The following is a 24,080-nucleotide window of genomic DNA, read 5'->3' as shown; positions in this document are numbered from 1 at the left end:
TGAAAGATGGGTCGCCCGGTCACCCAATGAGATGCTCAAAACCTTCCATTGGTTTGAGGGCGAAGGGTTTCACTTCATCATCGACGATTTATTGGAGCTACCGAAAGGCCGGTTTGTGATCGCTGAAGGGTTTCGCCTGCTGCCTTTATTAGTTGCGCCATTACTTCAAAACAAGCGGCACGCGATTTGGCTATTGCCGACGCCTGCCTTCCGCCGTCAATCTTTTGACGCCCGTGAAACAACGTGGGACATCCCACGCAAAACAAGTAATCCGAAACTTGCTCTCGCCAACCTTTTGGCCCGCGATGAGCTCTTTACCGATCGCGTTCATGAAGAGGTCAGCGGTTTGGGACTGCAAGAACAAAAAGTCTATGTAGCGCTCAGCGAAGATGCGCTGCTCGAAGTCATTGACAGTCATTTGTTCGGCTAAGCAGCCGTTCGTGCGCCGTGCAGCATTCGACACTTTGGGCTCTTTTTCTTCTTCAGCTGCGTCCAGTTCGAACGGCTGTTTTTCACAAATCAGGATTTTGGTCAGTCTGGTGACGTGAAAGTCAAAACCATCTGACGTTTAACACTTCAAATCCTCGGAGAGGATTTGCCACCGAATGGAGGTGAGGCGGATCGGCACCCGGGTTCTCTATCGGAAATCCCCGGTGGCGCAAAAACGGCTGCCGGGGTCGCGGATGGCCTTTCGCCGATGCTGTCCTCATGGTGTAGTCTGCTCCAAAGAGGCGGAGAATCCAGATGTCGGACCAGATCACCTTTACGCTTGATGGCCAAACCGTCACCGCCGAACCGGGCGAAACCATTTGGGAGGTCGCTCACGGCCGCGGTCTGGTGATCCCGCATCTTTGCCACAAACCCAGCCCCGGATATCGGTCCGACGGCAATTGCCGTGCTTGCATGGTCGCCATTGAGGGGGAGCGGACGCTGGCCGCTTCCTGCATTCGTGAACCGTCTGAGGGGATGGTCGTGACCACCGATCAGCTGCGCGAGGTGCAGGCCCGCAAGATGGTGATGGAACTGCTGGTTGCCGATCAGCCGGAACAGGCCGTCGCACATGACAAATCCAGCCACCTTTGGGATATGGCGGCAAAGCAGGACGTGAGTGAAAGCCGCTTTCCCACGATGGATGCCGATCACATTCCGCTGTTGGATGACAGCCATGTCGCGATGTCGGTCAATCTGGATGCGTGCATTCAGTGCGGCCTTTGCGTGCGTGCCTGCCGCGAGGTGCAGGTCAATGATGTGATCGGCATGGCGGGCCGGGGCCATCAGGCCTATCCGGTCTTCGACATGGATGACCCGATGGGCGCGTCATCCTGCGTCGCCTGCGGCGAATGTGTGCAGGCCTGCCCGACAGGGGCGCTGCTGCCTGCGACGGTCACGGACGATCATCAGGTCGGTGACACCAAGGATTACGACAGCGAGGTCAGTTCGGTCTGTCCGTTCTGCGGCGTTGGCTGTCAGGTTTCGCTGAAGGTCAAGGACAACAAGGTCAAGTTTGTTGAGGGGATTAACGGCCCCGCCAATGAAGGTCGGCTTTGCGTCAAGGGCCGCTTTGGTTTCGATTACATTCACCATGATCACCGCCTGACCAAGCCGCTGATCCGGCGCGATGATGCGCCGGCCAAGGGACTGAATGTGGACCCTGCCAACTGGCGCACCCACTTCCGTGAGGCGTCGTGGGACGAGGCGCTGGATGTGGCTGCAAACGGTCTGAAGGAGATCGGCGGGCGTGGTGTGGCCGGGTTCGGGTCGGCCAAATGCACGAATGAAGAGGCGTATCTGTTCCAGAAGCTGATCCGCCAGGGCTTTGGCCATAACAATGTCGATCATTGTACGCGCCTGTGCCACGCGTCATCGGTTGCGGCATTGATGGAGAATGTGGGGTCCGGTGCAGTGACCGCGACCTTTAACGAGATCGAGAATGCCGATGTGGCGATCGTCATCGGTGCCAACCCGGTCGAAAACCATCCGGTTGCGGCGACCTATTTCAAGCAGTTCGCCAAACGCGGTGGCAAGCTGATCGTGATGGACCCGCGCGGTGTGGGTCTGCGCCGGTTTGCGTCGCATATGCTGCAATTCCGGCCCGGTGCGGATGTGTCGATGCTGAACGCGATCATGCATGTGATCGTGGAAGAAAAGCTGTACGACCAGCAATATATCGAGGGCTACACCGAAAACTGGGAGGCCGAGAAGGCGCATCTGGCTGATTTCTCACCCGAGAAGATGGAAGGCATCTGCGGCATCCCGGCAGAGACCTTGCGCGATGTCGCCCGCACCTTTGCCGGGGCGAAATCCGCGATGATTTTCTGGGGTATGGGCGTCAGCCAGCATATTCACGGCACGGATAATTCGCGTTGCCTGATTTCGCTGGCGCTGATGACCGGGCAGGTGGGCCGCCCCGGTGCCGGTCTGCATCCGTTGCGGGGGCAGAACAACGTGCAGGGCGCGTCGGATGCCGGGCTGATCCCGATGTTCCTGCCGGATTATCAGCCGGTGGGGGATGATGGTGTGCGGTCTGCGTTTCGGGAGATCTGGCAAGAAGGCACGATTGACCCCAAACGCGGCCTGACCGTGACCGAGATTCTGGATGCGGTCCATGCTGGCGATATTCACGGCATGTATATCCTGGGCGAAAATCCGGCGATGTCCGACCCGGATGTGGAACATGCCCGCGATGCGCTGGCCAAGCTGAAACATCTGGTGGTGCAGGATATCTTTATCACCGAAACCGCGAATTTCGCCGATGTGATCCTGCCTGCCAGCGCCTTTGCCGAAAAGACCGGGACGGTGACCAACACCAACCGTCAGGTGCAGATGGGCCGCCCGGCCGTGCCCCCTCCGGGTGAGGCGAAAGAGGATTGGTGGATCACGACCGAACTGGCGAAACGTCTGGGCCTGCCATGGACCTATGCCCACCCGTCAGAGGTGTTTGGCGAGATGACTAAGTCGATGAAATCGCTCAACAACATCACCTGGGACCGGCTGGAAGCGCAGAATGTGGTGACCTATCCGTCGCTTTCGCCAGAGGATCCGGGCCAGCCGATTGTCTTTGCCGATGGGTTCCCGCGCGAGAATGGCCGGGCGCGGTTTACACCGGCCAGCGTGATCGCGCCGGATGAAGTGCCGGATGCGGAGTATCCGATGATCCTGACCACCGGGCGGCAGTTGGAACATTGGCACACGGGGTCGATGACCCGCCGGTCAAAGGTGCTGGACGCGGTCGAGCCCGAAGCCAACTGTTCACTGCACCCGTCGACCTTGCGCAAGCTGGGTGTGGAGCCGGGCGGCATGGTGCGTCTGACAACCCGGCGGGGCAGCATCGACATCATGGCGCGCGCAGACCGGGCCGTTTCGCCCGATATGGTGTTCGTCCCTTTCGCTTATGTAGAGGCGGCGGCGAATATCCTGACCAACCCTGCTGTGGACCCGTATGGGAAGATCCCGGAGTTCAAATTCGCTGCCGTGAAGGTGGAAAAGGCAGAACGCCAGGTCGCGGCGGAGTGATCTTGCAACGCGCTTTCGCGTCTGATCGCAATTAAATGAACGCTTGTTCAAAAAACTATTTGACGGATTGAGGGTGGCCCCGCAGTATATTGTTACGTCGCGTCGCGAGGAGGCGAGTCGATTGTAACGCTGGCGGTGACCAGCGAGGGAGGACATCTGGAATGACCGCATCCGCGCCCAGCGGCCTGAAATCTGTTCCCGACCTGTTGGCCCGGAATGTGGCCAAGCACGGGACCAAGGCGGCCTATCGCGAAAAGGAATTCGGCATCTGGCAAAGCTGGACCTGGGCTGAGGCTGCCGAAGAAATCGATGCGCTGGCGATGGGGTTTCTGACCCTTGGGGCCGATGTGGGCGATCATATCGCGATTGCTGGCCGCAACCGTCCGGCGCTGTATTGGGCAATGGTCGCCGCACAGCGGATTGGCTGTGTGCCGGTGCCGCTTTATGCCGATGCCGCGGCTGAGGAAATCGCCTATGCACTTGATCATTGCGGTGCCCGCTATGTCGTGGCCGGAGATCAGGAGCAGGTGGACAAGATCGCGGATGTCCGCGACGGCCTGCACGCGCTGCAGCATGTGGTCTATCTGGATGGGCGCGGCCTGCGCAAATATGACCATTCGCATATGACGTCTTACGCCAATCTGCAGGAGGCCGGGCGCAAGTCGGGCCGGATTGGTGAGGTGAATGAACGGAGTGCCGCGCGGACCTATGATGATACCAGCGTGATGCTTTATACTTCGGGTACGACGGGGCGGCCAAAGGGTGTGGTCTTGTCGAACCGCAATGTGATCGAAACCTCGAAAAACTCGTCGGAATTTGACCATTTGCAGCCGGGGGACGAGGTGCTGGCCTATCTGCCCATGGCCTGGGTCGGCGATTTCATCTTTTCCATAGGGCAGGCCATGTGGACCGGGTTCTGTGTCAACTGTCCCGAAAGCGCCGAGACGATGCATACCGACCTGCGCGAGATCGGGCCGACCTATTTCTTTGCCCCGCCCCGCGTGTTCGAGCAGCAATTGACCAATGTCATGATCCGCATGGAAGACGCAGGCCGGTTCAAGAAATGGTTGTTTGACCGCTGCATGGCCGTGGGCCGCCGCGTGGGTCCGGCGCTATTGGATGGTGAACCGGTCAGTCAGATGGACCGGTTCCGCTATCGTCTGGCCGATTGGTTCGCGATTGGGCCGCTGAAAAACACGCTGGGCCTGAGCCGGGTGCGGGTGGGCTATACCGCGGGCGAGGCGATTGGCCCCGAGATTTTCGATTTCTACCGGGCGCTGGGCATCAACCTCAAACAGCTCTACGGTCAGACCGAGGCGACGGTGTTCATCACTCAGCAGCCTGATGGTGAGGTCCGGTCAGATACCGTGGGTGTGCCGAGCCCCGGTGTGGAACTGAAGATCGCCGAGAATGGCGAGGTGTTCTATCGCTCGCCCGGTGTGTTTGTGGAATATTACAAGAACGCGGAAAGCACAGCCTCGACCAAGGATGCCGATGGGTGGGTCGCCACGGGCGATGCCGGTTTCATCGAGGAAGGCACCGGCCATTTGCGCATCATCGACCGCGCCAAGGATGTGGGAAAGATGGCTGATGGCCGCCTGTTCGCGCCAAAATATGTGGAAAACAAGCTGAAATTCTATCCCGACATTCTGGAGGCCGTGGTGTTCGGGGCGGGCCGCGATTATTGCACGGCCTTTATCAATATCGACCTGACGGCGGTCGGCAACTGGGCCGAGCGCAACAATATCGCCTATTCCAGCTATCAGGAATTGTCGCAGCATCCCCGCGTGCTGGACACGATCCAGGCCCATGTGGCGGAGGTCAACAAATCGGTTGCCGCAGATGAGATGCTGGCGGGCTGTCAGGTGCACCGGTTCCTGGTCCTGCACAAGGAACTGGATGCTGATGATGGCGAGATGACGCGGACCCGCAAGGTGCGCCGCGCGGTGATTGCCGAGAAGTTCAGCGATCTGATTGCAGCGCTTTATTCGGACAAGGGCGAGATCTATACGGAGACCGAAGTGACCTATGAGGATGGCCGCAAGGGCAAGATCAAAGCGACGCTGGAGTTGCGCGATGCCGCGGTGACAGCTGAACAACAGAAGGTTGCGGCGGAATGATCCGGTCTGCGTTTTCTATGACTCTGAGCCTAATGCTGACGATTTCGATCTTTGGTTTTTTGGGTATGGGTTTGATCCAAGTTGGTTTGGGAAAAGAGACCATCGCTCATAGATATGATTTTGCGCCTTGGTTGCAGTTGAGCCTCGCTGCACTAGGCGTGTCTGCCATTCTTGGTGCCGCTTTGAACCAGTTTTGTTCAAAGCGCAATGGAATCGGTGTCAGCAGACTTGAGACAGCCGGTGCGGTTATCTTCGGGTTTTGTTTCCTGGCTGCCATCTTCTTGATTACGATTTCATTCTTCACAGGCTTGGGAAGGGCAGTGTAGTGCTTGACGACACCGAACCCTATGTGACCCCGGATGGCCGCACCATTGGCGGCGTTCTGATGGATATGCGCAATATCACCCTGCGCTTTGGCGGGGTGGAGGCGATCAAGGATATCTCTCTTGATATCCGCGAGGGTGAGATCAGGGCGATTATTGGCCCGAACGGGGCCGGCAAATCCTCAATGCTGAACGTCATTTCGGGATTTTATAACCCGCAGGAGGGTGAGGTCTGGTTTCGTGGCGAAAAGCGCCCACCGATGAAACCCTATCAGGTCGCACGGCTGGGCATTGCCCGGACCTTTCAGAACATCGCCCTGTTCGAGGGGATGACCGTGCTGGACAACATCATGACCGGTCGGCTGACCCACATGAAATCAGGCATGTTCTGGCAGGCGATCTGGGCAGGCCGTGCCGAGACCGAAGAGGTGCATAATCGCGAGATCGTGGAGCGGATCATCGATTTTCTGGAAATTCAGGCGATCCGCAAGACGCCGGTGGGCCGCTTGCCTTATGGCTTGAAGAAGCGGGTCGAACTGGCCCGGGCGCTTGCCGCAGAACCAAAGCTGTTGCTGCTGGATGAGCCGATGGCGGGCATGAACGTGGAGGAGAAGGAGGACATGAGCCGCTTTATCCTTGATGTGAATGATGAATTCGGGACGACGATTGCCCTGATTGAACACGATATGGGCGTGGTCATGGACCTGTCCGACCGGGTGGTCGTGATGGATTACGGGCGCAAGATCGGGGATGGGACGCCTGACGAGGTGCGCAACAATGAACAGGTGATTGATGCTTATTTGGGGGTGGCGCATGACTAGGTGCAACGCCGTCCCGTGCCTGACCCGGGACGTCAAACCCAACACAGAGGCCCCGGATCAGGTCCGGGGCTGCGGAGGCGCTTATGTCCGCTGACTTTCTTTATGGTATCGAAGTGGTCATCAACGGCCTGATGGCCGGGGTGCTTTATGCCCTTGTGGCACTGGGTTTTGTTCTGATTTTCAAGGCGTCGGGTATTTTCAATTATGCCCAAGGGGTCATGGCCCTGTTTGCCGCCCTGACCCTTGTGGGCATCATGGAAGGACAGGTGCCGTTCAGCCACCTGATCAACGCGATTTTCGGGACAGAGGTACATCATTTCGGGTGGGAGGTCCCGGCGCTGCTGGCTATCGCCTTTACCGTGCTGATCATGATTGCCTTTGCCTGGGCCGTGCAACGGTTCGTGTTTCGCCATCTTGTGGGGCAGGAACCCATCATTCTTTTCATGGCGACAATCGGCCTTGCCTACTTCCTCGAAGGGGTTGGCGACCTGATGTGGGGGTCGGATATCAAGACGCTGGCCCTTGGCCTGCCGCAGGGTGGCTCGCTTTGGGTTGAGAATTTGACCAACGGGTTGGGCGGCGATGATTTCTACGGCTTTTTCATCGACAAGCTGGATATGGTGGCGACTGTAGTCGCGGCGATCCTTGTCGTCAGCCTGATCGCCTTTGCCCAATACACCAAACAGGGCCGCGCCATGCGGGCTGTGGCCGATGACCATCAGGCGGCATTATCGGTGGGTATCTCGCTGAACTATATCTGGGTGCTGGTCTGGTCGCTGGCCGGGATCGTGGCGCTGGTCGCGGGAGTGATGTGGGGAGCGAAATCGGGTGTGCAGTTTTCGCTGTCGCTGATCGCCTTGAAGGCGCTGCCGGTGCTGATGCTGGGTGGCTTTACATCCATCCCCGGCGCCATTGTCGGCGGGTTGATCATCGGGGTGGGGGAAAAGCTGTTCGAATACACCATTGGCGCCCCCTATCTGGGCGGGGCCACGGAGAACTGGTTCGCCTATATGCTGGCGCTGATCTTTCTGGTGTTCCGCCCGCAGGGGTTGTTTGGGGAGAAGATCATTGAGAGGGTCTGATGCGTATAGCTGGATGGGCGTTAATCACTTTAGGCGCTATCGGTTTGGTTACGACCGTCTTGATTTCCATAATCGACGTGGGCGTACGCGATCAGTACTTTGGTCCCGACGCGGTCTCTCCATGGAATGCGGTAAGCGTTCCTCACACTGCGCTGTCACTACTTGCATGTCTAATTGGGGCTATTCTGGTCCGTCGGGGGAGGCCTCCTAATGCTCTACCGTGAAGCCGGAGATTTCAAAACCTCTTACCACGCTGACAACCAGACCTTTCCGATCAGGTTTGATCGGATCGGGTTCTGGATCACAATGGTCATTGCCTTTGCCGTGATTCCATTTGTGATCAATGATTACTGGGCCAATGCCATCCTGGTGCCTTTCCTGATCTATGCCATCGCGGCCATCGGGCTGAATATTCTGACGGGCTATTGCGGGCAGGTGAGCCTTGGCACCGGGGGGTTCATGGCCGTGGGGGCCTATGCCTGTTACAAGCTGATGACGGGGCTTGATATCTACTTTGCCTCCGAAGGCTTCGTGTCGGCCGGGGGCGAGATGATCTCAAAGGGTGGTGAGAGTTTCGAGGTCACCGGGCAGTTCCTGTTCTTTACCATCGCCCAGAATGCCGAATGGACCGTCTACGTCCTGACCCAGATCAACCCTGTGATTGCGGTCATCCTCGCGGGCTTTGTCACCGCTGCCGTGGGGGTTCTTTTTGGTCTGCCGTCCTTGCGGATCAAGGGGTTCTATCTGGCTGTCGCCACACTGGCTGCACAGTTCTTCCTCGTCTGGCTTTTCAACAAAATCTCGTGGTTTTACAATTACTCCGCCTCTGGCCAGATCAATGCGCCGGAACGGTTTGTGAGTGAGATTGCAGTCACCGGCCCAAATACCGCCCCTTGGGCACAGTACATGGTCTGTCTGATCTTTGTGGTGGTCTGCGCCCTGATTGCGCGCAACCTGACCCGCGGCACGGTCGGCCGGTCGTGGATGGCGATCCGTGACATGGACATCGCGGCCGAGATCATCGGGGTGAACCCGCTGAAGGCCAAACTGACCGCCTTTGCAGTGTCATCGTTCTTTATCGGCATTTCGGGCGCGCTGTTCTTTTCGGTCTATCTGGGCGCGGTTGAGGTGGGTGAGGCGTTCGGCATCCAGAAATCATTCCTGGTGCTGTTCATGATCATCATCGGCGGGCTTGGCAGTATTTTCGGGTGTTTCGCAGGCGCGGCGTTTCTGGTGCTGTTGCCTGTGGCGCTGAAGGTGATCGGCGTCGATGTATTGGGCTGGCCCACTGATATCGTGTCGCATCTCAATCTGGTCATTGTCGGCGCGTTGATCATGTTTTTCCTGATCAAGGAACCACATGGGCTGGCGCAGATATGGCGGTTGGCGAAAGAAAAACTGCGGCTTTGGCCGTTTCCATATTAACGTGGCGTGGAGGTCCCGGATCAGGTCCGGGGCAGCGTTGCGACAACAAGAAGTCGGATCAACCAATGGGAGGAAAGAACCGATGAAGATAAAGACACTGGCCGCGATGGCCCTGGCCGGGGCGATGGCCGCGGGGCCTGCAATGGCAGAACTAGTTATTCCGGATCTGAGTTACCGGACCGGCCCTTATGCGGCGGGTGGCACGCCGTTTTCTGACGGGTTTCAGGACTATTTCGCCCTGCTGAATGCGCGTGATGGCGGGATTGGCGGCGAACCTGTTCGCATCCTGGAATGCGAAACCGGTTATAACACCGAGAAGGGTGTGGAATGCTATGAAAGCACCAAAGGCGAAGGCGCGTTGATTTATCAGCCGCTGTCCACCGGGATTACCTATCAGTTGATTCCCAAGGCCACCGCAGACGGTATCCCGCTTCACACCATGGGCTATGGCCGGACATCTGCCGCCAATGGTGAGGTTTTCAACTGGGTCTTCAACTACCCGGCCAACTATTGGGATGCTGCGTCCGTTGCCGTAAACTACCTGTTGGATGAAAACGGCGGTGACCTGAGCGGCAAGAAGATCGCGCTGGTCTATCACAACTCTGCCTATGGCAAGGAGCCGATCCGCACGCTGGAAGAGCTGTCATCCATGCACGGGTTTGAGCTGACGCAACTGGCCGTGGACCACCCCGGTCAGGAGCAGAAATCGCAATGGCTGCAGATCCGCCGCGAACGGCCCGATTATGTCCTGATGTGGGGCTGGGGCGTCATGAACCAGGTTGCCGTGCAAGAGGCCGCCAATATCGGGTTTCCGATGGAAAACTTCATCGGCAACTGGTGGGCTGGTGCCGAACATGATGTGACCCCTGCGGGTATGGCGGCCAATGGCTACAAGTCGCTGAATATGAACCGCGTTGTCGACTATCCCGTGCTGGAAGAGATCCAGGCGCAGGTGCATGATGCAGGTAACGCCGCCGGTGATGGCAGCAATATCGGCAAGGTGCTCTATGTGCGCGGCATGTATGCCGCCATGCTGGCCGCCGAAGCCATTGCCAAGGGCCAGGAAATCCATGGCGTGTCCGACGTGACCCCTGCGATGGTTCGCGACGGCATGGAAGCGTTGGAGATCACCAATGCGCGGATGGCTGAACTTGGCATGGAAGGCATCGGGCCAGAGTTTTCCGTGTCCTGTCAGGACCATGGAGGCGCCGGTCAGGGCCTTGTCCAGCAGTGGAACGCCGCTGATGGCGTGTGGGAGCCGCTGACGGACTTCATCTCACCCGATGATGCCGTGATTTCGCCGCTGGTGGCCGAGGACTCTGCCGCGTTTGCAGCCGAGAACAACATCACACCGGGTTGCCTGTGATCTGAATAAATGCGGGTGGCCTTCGGGCCACCCGTTCCCAACCGGAGACACCCCATGCTGGACACCGCCAAATCAGACGTTGAGACCCTGCTAGAGGTCAACAATATAGAGGTGATCTATAATCACGTGATCCTCGTGCTCAAAGGCGTGTCGCTGAATGTGCCAAAGGGCGGTATCACGGCGCTGCTTGGCGGGAATGGCGCGGGCAAGACAACCACGCTCAAGGCGATCTCGAATCTGCTGCATTCCGAACGGGGTGAGGTGACTAAAGGCTCGGTCAGCTATCGTGGCACCCGCGTGCAGGACTTGTCGCCAGAAGCGCTGGTCAAGATGGGGGTCATTCAGGTGATGGAGGGCCGCCACTGCTTTGAACATCTGACGGTCGAGGAAAACCTGATGACCGGTGCCTATACCCGCCGCGATGGTGGCGGGGCAATCAGCGCCGATCTGGACCTCGTTTACAGCTATTTCCCCCGGCTGAAAGAGCGGCGCAAGTCGCAGGCCGGGTATACCTCCGGCGGCGAACAGCAGATGTGCGCCATCGGGCGCGCCCTGATGTCCCGGCCCGAGACGATCCTACTGGATGAACCCTCAATGGGTCTGGCCCCGCAACTGGTCGAAGAGATCTTCACTATCGTGAAGAATTTGAACGAGAAAGAAGGCGTGTCCTTCCTGCTTGCCGAACAGAATACCAATGTGGCCCTGCGGTTCGCCCATCAGGGCTACATCCTTGAAAGCGGACGTGTCGTGATGGAAGGCCCCGCCGCCGAACTGCGCGAGAACCCGGACGTCAAGGAGTTCTACCTTGGCATGTCGGACGAGGGGCGCAAAAGCTTCCGCAACGTGCGCAGTTACCGGCGACGGAAACGCTGGCTGGCGTAAAGGTTACGCTGGACGATTTGGCGCCGTCATAGGTAAAGCGCCGCTTGACCCCCCTTGCACAGCAGGACGGAATCCAGTTCGTTGGTGTCAGGCCAGTAGCTGTAGACATCGACCAGCGGGGTGCCCGCGACCAGCGACATCTGCTCGGTTCGGTTGCCGACGCTGTCACTAAGCCAGTCGAAATCGCCCAGGCGCCGTCGATAGGTTTTTACCTTGGCACCTTCAGCGCCTCATCGATTTAGGCATATTAGGTTCCTTGTTCCTATCGATTGGTCCGCAGTCAATCTGAAAGACCCGTCTCGCTCTCGCCCTCTGATATCGCATAACACACCGCATCACCTCTAGCTTTCCCTTGTCCAACCCGGCACGATGATCCGGCAAGGACAGGAGACACCGATGACGATCTATTACGACGATCTGGAAACACGTGACCCGGCAGAGCGGGCGGCGGCACAGTTGGCAGCCCTGGCCGCACAGGTTGCTATCGTCCGCGAAAGTGAGACGTCATGCCTGCCGGATGTCGAGATCAACGCGCTTTCTGATCTGACCAGGTTTCCGGTCCTGCGCAAATCGGACCTGACCGGCTGGCAAAAGGAACACCCCCCCTTTGGCGGGATCCATACCAGCAATATCACCCATATCTTCCAGTCCCCCGGCCCGATCTACGAACCGGGCGGGTCCAGCCATGACTGGTGGCGCTTTGGTCGGTTCCTGCAGGCCTGCGGGATCGGCAAGGATGACATTGTCCAGAACTGTTTTGGCTATCATCTGACCCCTGCGGGCACCATGTTTGAAAGCGGGGCCCGCGCCGTGGGGGCCAAGGTTTTGCCCGCTGGCACCGGCCAGACAGAGCTGCAAGTGCGGGCGGCCGCCGATATCGGCACGACCGCCTATGCAGGCACGCCCGATTACCTCAAGGTGATCCTTGAGAAAGCCGATGAGGTGGGTGTGACGTTACAGATAACCAAGGCCGCCGTATCGGGTGGGGCGCTTTTCCCGCAACTGCGCCAGTATTATGCCGCCCGTGGCATCACTTGCATGCAATGCTATGCCACTGCAGATCTGGGGCATCTGGCCTATGAAACCGTGCCGGGCGAAGGCATGATTGTGGATGAAGGGGTGATCATCGAAATCGTCACCCCCGGCACTGGTGATCCTGTGCCCGAAGGCGAGGTGGGTGAGGTCGTGGTCACCTCGCTGAACCCCGATTACCCTCTGATCCGCTTTGCCACCGGCGACATGAGCGCCGTAATGGCCGGCCCCAGCCCCTGTGGCCGCACCAATATGCGCATCAAAGGCTGGATGGGACGCGCCGACCAGACCACCAAGATCAAGGGCATGTTCGTCCGTCCCGAGCAGGTAGCCGCACTGGTCGCCAAGACAGGTGTGGACCGGGCCCGGGTGATTGCCGACCGCGACGGTGACGCCGACAAGATGATCGTGCAGGTAGAAGGCGAAGGGCTGGATCAGGCCGCGATCGCCGCCGCCGTGCAGGATGTGCTGAAACTGAAGGGTGAAGTGGCCTGCATGGCCCCCGGCACCCTGCCGCGTGATGGCCTCGTGATCGAGGACAGGCGCACCTATGAAACATGAAAGACCAAGGAGACGCATGATGCGTAGATTGTTCCTGAGTACCGCGCTGTCAGCGCTTGCCCTGCCTGCCATGGCCGAAGATGCCGCCCTGTTGCTGGGGGTCGAACGTTATCAGGAGTTTCGGCGGGTGTCCGGCGCCGATGATCTGGCGCGGGCCGAGGGTGATCTGCGTGACGCGGGCTATGCCGTCGAGGTGGCGACCAACGAATCCGGTCGCGACATGCTGCCGGAACTGAACCGCTTCGTGGCCGAGGTTGCGGATGCCGACCGGCTGATCGTGGCCTTGTCGGGCCGGTTCTATTCAGATGGCGACCGCGCCTGGCTGATGGCATCCGATGCGCGCGACCCGTCGCTGTTTGGCATGGGTGATACGGCCATTTCGGTGGATAGCCTGATGCATGTATTGGCCCAGACGCCCGGTCAGGCCTTGCTGGTTCTGGGCATTGATGAAGGCGACAGTAACAGCCTTGGGCAAGGGCTGAGCCAAGGGGTGGGTCGGCTTGATATCCCGCAAGGGGTCAGCGTGATCGTCAGCGCGCCCGGATCGGTCGATGATGTTCTGACCGAGGCTGCGCGCGATGGCGCTGATCTGGTGGCTTATGTCGATGACAGCCGCCGTTTGCGGATGGAAGGGTTCCGGCCCGCCAGTCTGGTGATGCAACCGGACGCCGACGGGCCTGCACCGCGCCCTGCCGGCGACCCGACAGTCGCCGCATGGCGCGATGCACAGACCCAGGATACCGCCGACAGCTATCGCGATTTCTTGTTTCAGTATCCCGACAGCGCCTATGCCGCAGAGGCGCGGCGCAAGCTGGATGAGATCGAAAACGATCCCGTCCGCCTGGATCGGCTGTCCGAAGAAAGCCTGAACCTGAACCGGGATGCCCGTCGCGCGATCCAGCGCAATCTGACCTTGCTGGGTTACAATACCCGCGGTGTTGACGGCATCTTTGGCCCCGGCAGCCGCAGTGCGATCCGCAACTGGCAGCAGACGAACGGGTTTCAGCAGACATCGTTCCTGACCCGCGAACAGATCGACCGGATTGATGCTCAGGCGCGCCGCCGCGCAGCCGAGATTGAAGCCGAAGAAGAGCGTGAGCGCGAAGAGGCATTGCGCCTTGACCGGGCCTATTGGGAGGAAACCGGCGCACGCGGCGATATCGCAGGCTACCGCGCCTATCTGGAGCGTTATCCGGAAGGTGCCTTTGCCGAAGAGGCGACACAGAAGCTGAACGAATTGACAGGGCGTGACCGCGAGGAAGACCAGCGCGTCGAAGATGCGCAGGAACAGGAACGCCGGTTGAACGTGAACCCGATCCTGGCCCGGCTGATCGAAAGTCGGCTGGCCCAGCTTGGGTTCAACCCCGGTAATGTGGACGGGCGGTTTGACCGGGACACACGCCGAGCCATCGCGCGCTACCAGACCAGCCGGAACCTGCCCTCGACTGGCTATCTGAGCGAGCCGACACTCGCACGGCTGCTGGCCGATACATTCCGCTGATTGGCGCTGCAGTGCGCATTCAATGCGCCCTGCCTGCCGTCCTGGCCAGTATCAAACCTGCTGGCGGCGTTGATATGCGAAGCGATGGCCTCTGCGATTGTTGAGTACGAGTGGGCCCAATGATGTTGGAGATACTAGCTATGAGCGCAGGTATTGCTATCCAGTAAGCCCGAAGTAAGCTACCGGATATTTCTGCTATGCGGTGGCAACACCAAATTGACGAATTGGGTTTCAACAATTCGGGCATTGGCTGGCAGCCTTCCGCGCCAATATCATCATCGACAGCGCATTCTTTCTTGCAGTTTCTGCTCTCAGCCAAATCTGCCGATCACAGGGTTTTGGTTCGAGAAACCCGCCCGGAACCACATCAATTACACTTGTCAAGCGAGTTGAAAGCTGAATTTGGAAACACTATTTTTCCTCGGATGAATTGACAATTATTGCGGGTATATGAACAGATAGATGCCATTCATAGGTGAAATGTTGCGCTCTCTTCAAATTGATTTAGAGGTGAGTATATGGCCCTTCTGCTAGATTAGATGTATTTGTCGAGACTGTTTTGTGTGTTCGTTTTATTGAAACACTCGTCTTTGCTCTTTTTGTAGCGACGACCGCCTATTCCCACCCCGATCATCCGGAAGGTGCGCAGTTTTTCGAATAGACGTCTGCAGTGGTCAACAACTCGACCCAACATCCAGGCGGTGAAGTAGTTAACTGGGTTCTCCTTCAACAGGCAAACCTTAGACCAATGATCACGGCCTTTTTGGTCAGATGTATCTGTAATCAGTGCAAATGGGTGAACGCATCAGTTCGATTGTAGGTTTCTATCAGGAGGATACTGCATCGATCTGAATCACTTAGGCAGAGGACATGATGAATATCTTGCACATCTCATTTCAGCGGACGTTACAGCTTTTAAAAGTTTGCTTATGGATATCGTTCCTACTGTTGCCGCAAACGGTTCACTCTCAAACGGTTTACGAAGAAGGCGATGAGTTTTGGGATTGGCGGGACCAACCAACCGGTAGCGCGCGCGGGGCCTGCGGCCTAGCGCTCGCCTGGCACGCTGCTACCAGACAAGGCAGTGACTTCAAACTCAACGACGTCATTGTCGAAGATACGCTGGATGATGCGATGGTCCCGCATCAGTATACGGCAACGTGCTTTATGTCATACGTTGACCCGGTTGGTGTAACGATTTCCTTTGAGAGCTTCGCAGTACTGAACTGCGTAGTCGAGGTTAACGCAGGCGATATTCGTGCTCTGCAGCGTGTTTGTTTTTACGAACCAAAGACCAGTTGCCCCGTCGACGGAAATCCTATTGTCATATCGTCCGGACGCAAACGCCAGGATGCGGTTGACTGGATATCGCCGCTTGATGCCCGTTTCAGCTTTGTGCGCCATTATACTTCGGAACCCCATATACAAGACCCCACTGCCCAGGGGATTGGATATGGCTGGTCTATGCCTTGGTTCAGCACTGTCCGGCACCGCGGCTATTTTGATCGCAATGTATTCATGGGCAACGATGTTATGCACGCCTTCAACGGCTACATATCTACCGTGCCGGTATCGGGTGATCATGGATATCGCTACGACAATAGATCTTCCGCTGAGGGGGGACGCCACGTACTCCGTCACGCCAGTGGTCAAAAGGATATCTTCCAGAATTTCAACTCTGGTTTGGCCCTTCTGTACGAACGGCGTTGGCCGGACGGATACTCCATCTTCGTCTCAAATGACACTCAAGGCCGGATTACATCACTTGAAGACATACATGGCCAGCGAGCAGAATTCACATGGAGCGAGGACGTAAATCCGGGTCTACTCGGCGTTGACCCCGGAATTACCGAAATAATCATTGATACCGAGTATAACGGCATCTCGATGACGCCGGACGTCCGCATTGACTTCGAATATATCAGCGGTGGTGTGCGGCACCCGGGGCTCGGTTTCGACGACATTGATCCGGCGCGCAACTCTCGCGTGACGGTTACCGAAATTGGGTCCGGTTTGGTTCTCAGCGATTCCCGATACGGTTATGGCATTGATTGGGGTGAAAGGCATCTTCTTACCAGTGTTGGCGATGGCCGCGTTGACGCGACAGGCCAGCCTTTTGACTTTGCAAGCTTCGGATATGGTTTTCCAGATGGGTCAACTGAACGCAGAGGCGTAACAAGCTCTCATTTTGGCGGGGCTGAACTTACGACAATCGGCGGTCCCATTGAGACCACTTTGGGTTACGATGTCACGGTCACCAACGAGTTGGGCAAAGACACCGTCTACTCCTTTGAAGAGATTGCAGGCATGGATCGCCTGGTCAGTGTCGAGGGCGTTTCAACCGTGAACTGCCTGCCCTCAAATACGACTGCGACTTATAACTCTGCAGGCCGCATCATCGAGCGGATTGAGCGCAACGGCGCCCGCACGGTCATGACCCGCGACAGCGAGGGGCGCATCCTGACCCGGACCGAGGATGCCGATGGGCTGAACCCTCGGGTGACGACCTACACGTGGACCGGCAAAATGCGCAAACCGCTGACCCGGACCACGGCAGAGTTGCAAGAGAGCTTCACCTACGATGCCGACACCCTGCTGACCAGCTATACCCAGACCGACATGCTTGTGGGCAGCCCTGACAACGGCAAGACCCGGACCTGGACCTACACCTACAGCACACTCCCCTCCGGCCTGAAGGTCCTGACCTCCATGGATGGGCCGGGGTTGGCGGCTGATGGGGTCAACGATGTCACCACCTACACCTACAACGCCAGGGGGCAACTCCTAACCACGACAGACCCGAACGGACTAACGCAGGAGGTGCTGGCCTATGGCACATCCGGCCAGCCGACGCTGATCCGCGATCATCAGGGCTTCGAATGGGCGTTGGAATACGATCTGGCCGGGCGACTGCTCAAATCGACCTTCGAACCGGGCACGCTGAACGAGGAAACCACCTACACCTACGACATCATCGGGCAGATGCTGTCCTCCACCGATCCGCTGGGGCGGACCTGGAATTACACCTACGATGAAGCGCGCAGGCTAACCCAGATAACCGCCCCCTCTGGCGACACCATCGGCTTTGACCATGACGCCATGGGCAACATCACCCGGACAACCTATTCCGACGCGACGGCCACCATCGCCTATCTGGAAGAGACGCAATATGACGAACTCGGGCGGATCCTGCAGGCCATCGGGTCCAACGGGCAGACCACCAGCTTTTCGCATGATGTCGAGGATAACCTGGCCACCATCACCGATGCGACCAGCCTGACGACGACGAACAGCTATGACGCGCTCAACCGGATGAGCCAGATCGTCGACCGGGCGAACGGGACCACAGCCATGGCCCATGATGTCGACAACCAGATGACCAGCTATATCGACCCCCGCGGGATCGAGACAGCGTTCGATTTCAACGGGTTTGGGGATCTGATCCGCGAGGTCAGCGCCGACCGGGGCACCATGACCTATAGCTATAACAATCGCGGCATGGTCACCTCCATGACCGACGGACGCGGGGTCGTGACCAACTATGCCTATGACGATGGCGGGCGGCTGGTGTCCAAGACCTTCCCCGCAGACCCATCGCTCGACCAGATCTTCACCTATCACAGCGATCCGGCCCAACCCCATAACCTGGGCAGCCTGGCCTCTGTCACCGACCAGACCGGACAGACCAGCTATAGCAACGATCCGACGCGCGGGGCGTTCTTTGAGGACTTGCGCCAGATCGGCAGCGCCCAATACAGCACGACCTACACCAGTGATGCAGGCGGGCAGACCACGCAGATGGACTATCCCAGCGGGTCGCAACTGCTCTTCAGCTATGATGCGGATGGGGACCTGACCGGGCTACAATGGCAGGCCTTCGATCCGGTGTTCAACAGCTACGCCGCCCCCGTCGATGTGGTCAGCGGGCTGACCTACAAACCGCACGGGCCGCTCACATCGCTGACCTATGGCGATGGTGGGGTCATGACGGCGAGCTATGACAGCTCCTACCGGCTGACCGGGCTGACCGACACCCGATCCGGCACCACCCTGCGGGACGAGACCTATAACTGGACCAACCGGAATAATCTGGGCGGCGTCACCGACAACCTCAACCCCGCACAGGGCCAGTCATTCACCTATTCCAACCGCGAATTCCTCGCCTCCGCCGACGGGACCTGGGGTGATTTCGACTGGCTCTATGACAGCGTCGGCAACCGGACCGAGCAGATGTCGCTGGTCGCGGGCACCCCGCTGGTGGATGTCTACAGCTACTGGCCGGACACCAACCAGCTGGATTCCGTGCTGCTGAGCACCGGGGTCGAGCGGCGCTTTACCTATGATGGCGCGGGAAATGTCATCGCCACCAATCGCGGCGCGCTGGCCCACAGCTATACCTATGACGCTGCCAACCGCATGTCCTCCTTCGCGGTGAACGGGGTCGTGCAGGCGCAATACCAGTACAACAGCCTCGGCCAGCAGGTGGTCCGCCACCTGACTGCCGCCGGGCAGACGATCCATTCGGTCCATGACGCGTTGGGCAACCGGATTGCGGAGTATGACTACGACCCGGGCACCGGCACCAGCACGCTGATCCGCGAATATATCTGGGCCGGTGGGATGATCGTTGGCGTGGTCGAAAACGGGACGCTGTATTTTGTGCGGACTGACCACATCGGACGGCCCGTCTTTGCGACCGACGACGCGGGCGTGAAGGTGTGGGAGGCGACATACCTCCCCTTCGGTGGCGTGCACACGTCTACGGGGCCAAACTCCGCGCTGCGCTTCCCCGGGCAATGGTTCCAAAGCGAAACCGGCCTGCACCAGAACTGGATGCGGGACTATGATCCTACGACAGGGCGGTACATGCAAGCAGACCCGCTGGGGTTGGTCGATGGAGCCAGCATCTACGGCTACGCCCTGCAGAATCCGGGAAGGTACGTAGATCCGAGGGGGGAGTTTACGATCACCGACGCCGTGCGCAGTCTGATTAAACAAGGGAAAGATGTGACTAAAGAATCAATGTTCGAAGAATGGTTGCGGTTGGAGCGCGCGTATCAACAGTGGCAAGCGGGGCTGCCTGAGTGCCCCTGTGAAGTAGAATTTGGAGTTGACTATTCAGGAGAAACATGGCGTGGGCTACGTCCAATGGGCCGACGTGAAAACAGCTATCATCCAGGAGCAAATCTTTTCAGTATGAGATCCCAGCCCAATGATTTTGGTGCCGGTGTCCAGTGTGTCTATAACAGCGACGGAACACTCGTTTTGCCCAGTCAGCACAGGGAAGTTGTTCGTGGGAATATGCAAGATCGCTCAGGTGCAATCGACCGTTACTCTCCAGAGCTTACAAATCCAACTAGTATTGTGAAGCACCTGCAGCATGATGTAGTTCCGTATGACTTGGCTGGTGAACTGAATCGTTTTGATGAATACTTCACGGTTCGACCACTATTTCCCAACCAATAGGAAGAGATTGATGGCATTGTCGGCGAAGACTGCAAAAAGTATCATCTGGACAGCTTTTCTAGTACGGATATTTAGCCAGCTGGTTTGGGAAATGTATCCAACGGTGAATCTGAACTCATACGAGTTTCTGTCTGGGCTCATTATTGCTACGTATATTTGGTTGGAACTGGAGCTTCCGCGAGTATTAACATGTTTGATCGCCGCAAGTTCGTATTATGCTTACGTCAAATTGGCATCGAATAGATCTACCATGACAAGTTATGCTTCGTTCGCCGGAAAATGTTTGGTGTTTATTTGCATTTCTTGTGTACATGCATATTCTTGGATTTTTATTGATTGCCAATCCTTTTATCATGGTACGCTTCAGGAAGGAGAGTGCATCAGAATAATCCTTTCGCCGCCGGATCCCTCACTATTTTTTTCGTCCTAACGAATCGAACTGACCACTGCTGACGGTAGAAGTTATTTCGATCCGAAGAAATATAACAGCCTCGGCCAGCAGGTGGTGCTCCATCTGACCGCCTCGGGCCAGACGATCCACTCGGTCCATGACGCGTTGGGCAACCGGATCGCGGAGTACGACTACGACCCAGGCACCGGCACCAGCACGCTGATCCGCGAATATATCTGGGCGTCGGGGATGATCGTCGGCGTGCTCGAGGCGGGGCAGTTGTACTTCGTTCGCACCGACCACATCGGACGGCCTGTCTTTGCGACAGACAATGCTGGCGTGAAGGTGTGGGAGGCAACATACCTCCCCTTCGGCGGGGTGCAAACATCCTCAGGCCCGAACTCGGACCTGCGCTTCCCCGGGCAGTGGTTCCAAAGCGAAACCGGCCTGCACCAGAACTGGATGCGGGACTACGATCCGACAACCGGACGGTACATGCAGGCCGATCCGCTGGGGTTGGTCGATGGGGCCAGTGTTTATGGGTATGCGCTACAGAACCCGGGGTGGTATGTGGATCCAACAGGGCAGTTCATTCCACTCATTGTGCGCTTTCTAGGAGGGTGCTTAGTAGGTGGCGTTTTTGGTGTGTTTTCTGAGCTTGGACGTTTAAATTTCAACGAGGGACTGACAATGGACGAAATAGCTTGTTTGGATCCTGGTGCAGAATTTGTCGCCGGCTGCATTGCTGGCGCGATCTTCTCGCCATTTGGGGCAGTAGGATCCGGGGCAGGAAGTTCCTTTTTTAGCCCGTACATCCACAATAGAATTGAAAGATTTTTTCCCTAATGTCAAAAATAGGATCAATACTTTACGTTTTGTTCGACTGGTCAATTCCAGAAAGGCTTAACCCATATCGTGATAGAAAAGAAACGCAAGACAACCAGTGGACCGCTATCGATTATCTAAAGTTATTTTGGCGACTAACACTAATAGTGGCGTTGTCGGTAGTGCTGAATACTCGGAAGTAGCCCAAATTTACGTGCCCAATGAGCAAGCCGCTTGCCAATTTGACCGCAATATAGTCGCAGCTGGTAAAGACTATCGACAAGGGACGTACAAGAACTTTTTTGGACCGGGAAATCCGCAGAATTCGAATACCGCGGCATTTGAAATAATCAGACGCGCAGACGGAAGGCGGCCGTCAATAGGCGCCTTACATGGCAACAGAACACCTGATCGGATGAACTAGGTACGGGGTTATATGCAGTATAGATCGAGAATTTGGGTCCTTGCTACGTCACTCGTGCTGAGTTTCACAGGATATTTGTATGTGGCTTCTGAAGAACAAAGCGTTCTGTCTACGGCGGGCGGGATGGACGGAATTGTGATTGGTCAATCCAAACAGCAGGTCTTTGATGCTTTAGTCAAAAGAGAAGATGTGCTGAGTGTGTGGCCATCGACGGTCTCTCGGACCTATATAGATCGTGAGAATGTCGAGGATATAGGCTTGTTGCGTGATTCAGACATGTTGGTCATCAGCGGATTGGGCGTCTTCATAAATGTCCAACTCGACAATCAGGAGATTTGGGAAATCGAGGAGGTGACAAGCAGCTCTCGTGAAGTGCTGGAAAAGCTGCCTACAGATGATATTGATGCTTTTTTTGGTGTGCTGAGGGAGTTGATATTGGACGGTACCGTCGATGGCGTGCAGTCATTGCCTCGCAAGAACCCGAACAATGACCGTGCAATTGTTAGCACCACTCCAGAACCAAACTCCAATACTGAAGTCGATTTTGAGTGGTTGTTTTCCTATGACCGGTGGGATTTTTCAGAAGAAGGAAAGCGATCGCATTACATTCTAATTTTTCAAGATTATAAACTAAAAAGTATTGAATACCGACGCTAGCAGAGGTCGAATGGGGCATTGAGTCCATACCTCTCAACGACCATAAATACTAACACCCATTAACCCCCCACCCCCGGACGCCCCATTAACCGACCCAATCACCGCCAGGGTGCCATACGCTTTGCCGACGCAAATCCGACGTTTCGCCGACCGCCCAAATCCCAATAAAACAAGCCATTATGCGGTTGATGTGCACCAATGCTGCAGCGTGATCGAATGTCCGTTCTAGAGTCGGCATCTACGCCTGGCACCGATTTGGTCAAGAATGTCAAAAAATGAACGCAGCCTCCATAGCTCTCGACGACGATTGTGAGCACATGGTTGGGGCAGCCAATTGTTCGACCGTCCCATCACAATCAACCGCTCATCTTAATGTCACTATGAAATCAGCGACTTCGTCACGCACGGCGGTTGCGGCTTCAGATGCTGTCAGAAGCCAGGCGTTGAAATCGTCGAGAGGGATCGCATCCGGGTGCTGTGGGATGTCGGTGCGTGACAGATAGTCACCGGGCACATAAAACGGCGCAAGGCCGGGGCCGCCGAATTCGGTTTCATCACCCATCATGAAATCAATCGCCAGACGCGCGGCAGCAGGGTTGTTGGGCTTGTCGGCAATCGCCAGGATCGCAGGAAAGATGATGCCCGGGGACGGCTTTACATCGTTGGCGACTTGCAGTGCCCAGCCTTCTTCCTCGTTGTCACGCCGGTCGGAATAGCTGGTGAAACCAAGCGGCGGGTTTTCCTGGCCAATGGCGCCAACGGCTGCGTTCACGTCATCGGTTGAATCAACCAGAACAGGGTCATTGGCAAAGAAGTCCGCAATGAATTGCTGGCCTGCGTTTTCCACACCATCCAGCACGATGGGTCTACCGAACTCCTCTTCGTAGGCGGCGGCCATCTCGTCCGCGTGCAGGAAAATCTGGGTCATTAGGTCAAGGTAGTCCCCGCGCTCGAGCGGATCGACCATAAAAACACGGCCGCGCCATTCATCACGGGTGAGGTCCCACAGGCTGTCCACAGGTGGGCCTTCTGGGTGGGCTTCTTCATTATACATCAACACTTTGGTCGACAATCGCTGCGTGAGGATAGGATCGCGCAACGCGGGCGGTACACGGTCGATAATACGCGGCGGAATGTAGGGCTGGATGATGCCGCCGTCGAAGATTTTCACCAGAACCACAGGTGTGTCCGAGATATAAATCACGTCGGCGTTTGTGATGAAGTCTTCGCTCTCTTCAATGAGAAGTTCAATTTGTTCCGTCGATGATATGTCGAAGCCCTTCATATCTATGCCGGGATAGGCCGCCTCAAATGCGGCCTCGACTTTGCCGATCCGGCTGGTGAAGGAATAGACTGTCACCGTGCCCTCCGCCAAGGCGAGCGGCAGCAGCTCTTCCGGGGTCATCTGGTTCAGTTTGTTGATCTCGTCCAGCGTCTGCGCCATCAGCGGCGCGGGCATGGCGAGTATGGCTGCGGCCATCAGGTTTCTTAGCGTGTTCATAAATGTGTCCTCATACGACGGATACTGACGGACCGTCTTGACACGTCTGTGTCAGATCCGTGTTGATTTGGGTGTGTTTGGTTGGCTGTCGCATCAGTTGCGTGCGACGACATCCCGGACCCAGACCTCGACACGGCGGTTGATCCGGCGGCCTGTATTGGTCTCGTTGCATCCCAGCGGGGAGATCTCG

Annotated in this window: 15 protein-coding genes; 14 read left to right on the top strand and 1 reads right to left on the bottom strand. The window is 57.2% G+C overall.

Translation table 11 applies throughout. From position 1 onward, the window contains the following. The 14 genes from ACFWW2_RS17075 to ACFWW2_RS17010 all read left to right on the top strand — a co-directional run. On the top strand, window positions 1-430 hold a 430-nt coding region (locus ACFWW2_RS17075), incomplete at its 5' end, for a hypothetical protein (RefSeq protein ID WP_393929912.1). A gap of 314 nt (window positions 431-744) precedes the next feature. Continuing rightward, window positions 745-3,513, top strand: a complete 2,769-nt coding sequence (gene fdhF / locus ACFWW2_RS17070; RefSeq protein ID WP_393929910.1) for a formate dehydrogenase subunit alpha — start codon at window positions 745-747, stop codon at window positions 3,511-3,513. 161 nt (window positions 3,514-3,674) lie between these two features. After that, window positions 3,675-5,633: an AMP-binding protein gene (locus ACFWW2_RS17065; RefSeq protein WP_393929908.1), complete on the top strand. Its 1,959-nt coding sequence runs from the start codon at window positions 3,675-3,677 to the stop codon at window positions 5,631-5,633. Then, complete coding sequence (locus ACFWW2_RS17060) at window positions 5,630-5,959, top strand: hypothetical protein (RefSeq protein WP_393929906.1); 330 nt, start codon at window positions 5,630-5,632, stop codon at window positions 5,957-5,959. The genes ACFWW2_RS17065 and ACFWW2_RS17060 overlap by 4 nt, the downstream gene beginning before the upstream one ends. Continuing rightward, window positions 5,959-6,777, top strand: a complete 819-nt coding sequence (locus ACFWW2_RS17055) for an ABC transporter ATP-binding protein (protein ID WP_393929904.1) — start codon at window positions 5,959-5,961, stop codon at window positions 6,775-6,777. Before ACFWW2_RS17060 ends, ACFWW2_RS17055 begins: the two co-directional genes overlap by 1 nt. An 83-nt stretch (window positions 6,778-6,860) precedes the next feature. Beyond that, window positions 6,861-7,859 (top strand): branched-chain amino acid ABC transporter permease, encoded by a 999-nt coding sequence (locus tag ACFWW2_RS17050; protein WP_393929902.1) that lies wholly within the window; start codon window positions 6,861-6,863, stop codon window positions 7,857-7,859. A gap of 210 nt (window positions 7,860-8,069) precedes the next feature. Beyond that, entirely contained in the window at window positions 8,070-9,284 is a 1,215-nt protein-coding gene (locus ACFWW2_RS17045; protein ID WP_393929900.1) for a branched-chain amino acid ABC transporter permease, read from the top strand. Window positions 9,285-9,366: 82 nt separating this feature from the next. After that, the gene (locus ACFWW2_RS17040) at window positions 9,367-10,650 is read left to right on the top strand and encodes an ABC transporter substrate-binding protein (RefSeq protein WP_393929898.1); all 1,284 of its coding nucleotides are present in this window, start codon (window positions 9,367-9,369) and stop codon (window positions 10,648-10,650) included. A 54-nt stretch (window positions 10,651-10,704) separates the two neighbouring features. Then, entirely contained in the window at window positions 10,705-11,532 is an 828-nt protein-coding gene (locus ACFWW2_RS17035; RefSeq protein WP_393929896.1) for an ABC transporter ATP-binding protein, read from the top strand. 396 nt (window positions 11,533-11,928) lie between these two features. Then, window positions 11,929-13,125 carry a phenylacetate--CoA ligase family protein gene (locus tag ACFWW2_RS17030; protein WP_393929894.1) on the top strand — a complete coding sequence of 399 codons (1,197 nt, stop codon included), beginning with the start codon at window positions 11,929-11,931 and terminating at the stop codon, window positions 13,123-13,125. Between the two features lie 19 nt (window positions 13,126-13,144). Beyond that, a complete protein-coding gene (locus ACFWW2_RS17025; RefSeq protein WP_393929892.1) occupies window positions 13,145-14,626 on the top strand; it encodes a peptidoglycan-binding protein in 1,482 nt (493 codons plus the stop codon). A gap of 1,518 nt (window positions 14,627-16,144) precedes the next feature. Further along, window positions 16,145-20,092, top strand: coding sequence for an RHS repeat-associated core domain-containing protein (locus tag ACFWW2_RS17020; RefSeq protein ID WP_393929890.1), 3,948 nt, complete (start codon window positions 16,145-16,147; stop codon window positions 20,090-20,092). 505 nt (window positions 20,093-20,597) lie between these two features. Continuing rightward, window positions 20,598-21,329: an RHS repeat domain-containing protein gene (locus ACFWW2_RS17015; protein WP_393929888.1), complete on the top strand. Its 732-nt coding sequence runs from the start codon at window positions 20,598-20,600 to the stop codon at window positions 21,327-21,329. A 484-nt stretch (window positions 21,330-21,813) separates the two neighbouring features. Next, window positions 21,814-22,389, top strand: coding sequence for a hypothetical protein (locus tag ACFWW2_RS17010; protein ID WP_393929886.1), 576 nt, complete (start codon window positions 21,814-21,816; stop codon window positions 22,387-22,389). Between the two features lie 364 nt (window positions 22,390-22,753). On the opposite strand, the gene ACFWW2_RS17005 is transcribed toward ACFWW2_RS17010, so the two are convergent. Continuing rightward, complete coding sequence (locus ACFWW2_RS17005; RefSeq protein WP_393929884.1) at window positions 22,754-23,890, bottom strand: ABC transporter substrate-binding protein; 1,137 nt, start codon at window positions 23,888-23,890, stop codon at window positions 22,754-22,756. Window positions 23,891-24,080 lie beyond the last annotated feature (190 nt).

It is taken from the genome of Yoonia sp. R2-816 (assembly GCF_046762905.1).
Taxonomy (GTDB): Bacteria; Pseudomonadota; Alphaproteobacteria; order Rhodobacterales; family Rhodobacteraceae; genus Yoonia.
Note: the sequence above shows the minus strand (reverse complement) of the source record. Positions and strands in the feature narration are given on the sequence as shown.

Coding starts and splice junctions, on each gene's coding strand:
- fdhF (WP_393929910.1), top strand. CDS start 745: ATGTCGGACCAGATCACCTTTACGCTTGATGGCCAAACCGTCACCGCC.
- ACFWW2_RS17065 (WP_393929908.1), top strand. CDS start 3,675: ATGACCGCATCCGCGCCCAGCGGCCTGAAATCTGTTCCCGACCTGTTG.
- ACFWW2_RS17060 (WP_393929906.1), top strand. CDS start 5,630: ATGATCCGGTCTGCGTTTTCTATGACTCTGAGCCTAATGCTGACGATT.
- ACFWW2_RS17050 (WP_393929902.1), top strand. CDS start 6,861: ATGTCCGCTGACTTTCTTTATGGTATCGAAGTGGTCATCAACGGCCTG.
- ACFWW2_RS17045 (WP_393929900.1), top strand. CDS start 8,070: ATGCTCTACCGTGAAGCCGGAGATTTCAAAACCTCTTACCACGCTGAC.
- ACFWW2_RS17040 (WP_393929898.1), top strand. CDS start 9,367: ATGAAGATAAAGACACTGGCCGCGATGGCCCTGGCCGGGGCGATGGCC.
- ACFWW2_RS17035 (WP_393929896.1), top strand. CDS start 10,705: ATGCTGGACACCGCCAAATCAGACGTTGAGACCCTGCTAGAGGTCAAC.
- ACFWW2_RS17030 (WP_393929894.1), top strand. CDS start 11,929: ATGACGATCTATTACGACGATCTGGAAACACGTGACCCGGCAGAGCGG.
- ACFWW2_RS17025 (WP_393929892.1), top strand. CDS start 13,145: ATGCGTAGATTGTTCCTGAGTACCGCGCTGTCAGCGCTTGCCCTGCCT.
- ACFWW2_RS17020 (WP_393929890.1), top strand. CDS start 16,145: ATGGGCAACGATGTTATGCACGCCTTCAACGGCTACATATCTACCGTG.
- ACFWW2_RS17005 (WP_393929884.1), bottom strand. CDS start 23,890: ATGAACACGCTAAGAAACCTGATGGCCGCAGCCATACTCGCCATGCCC.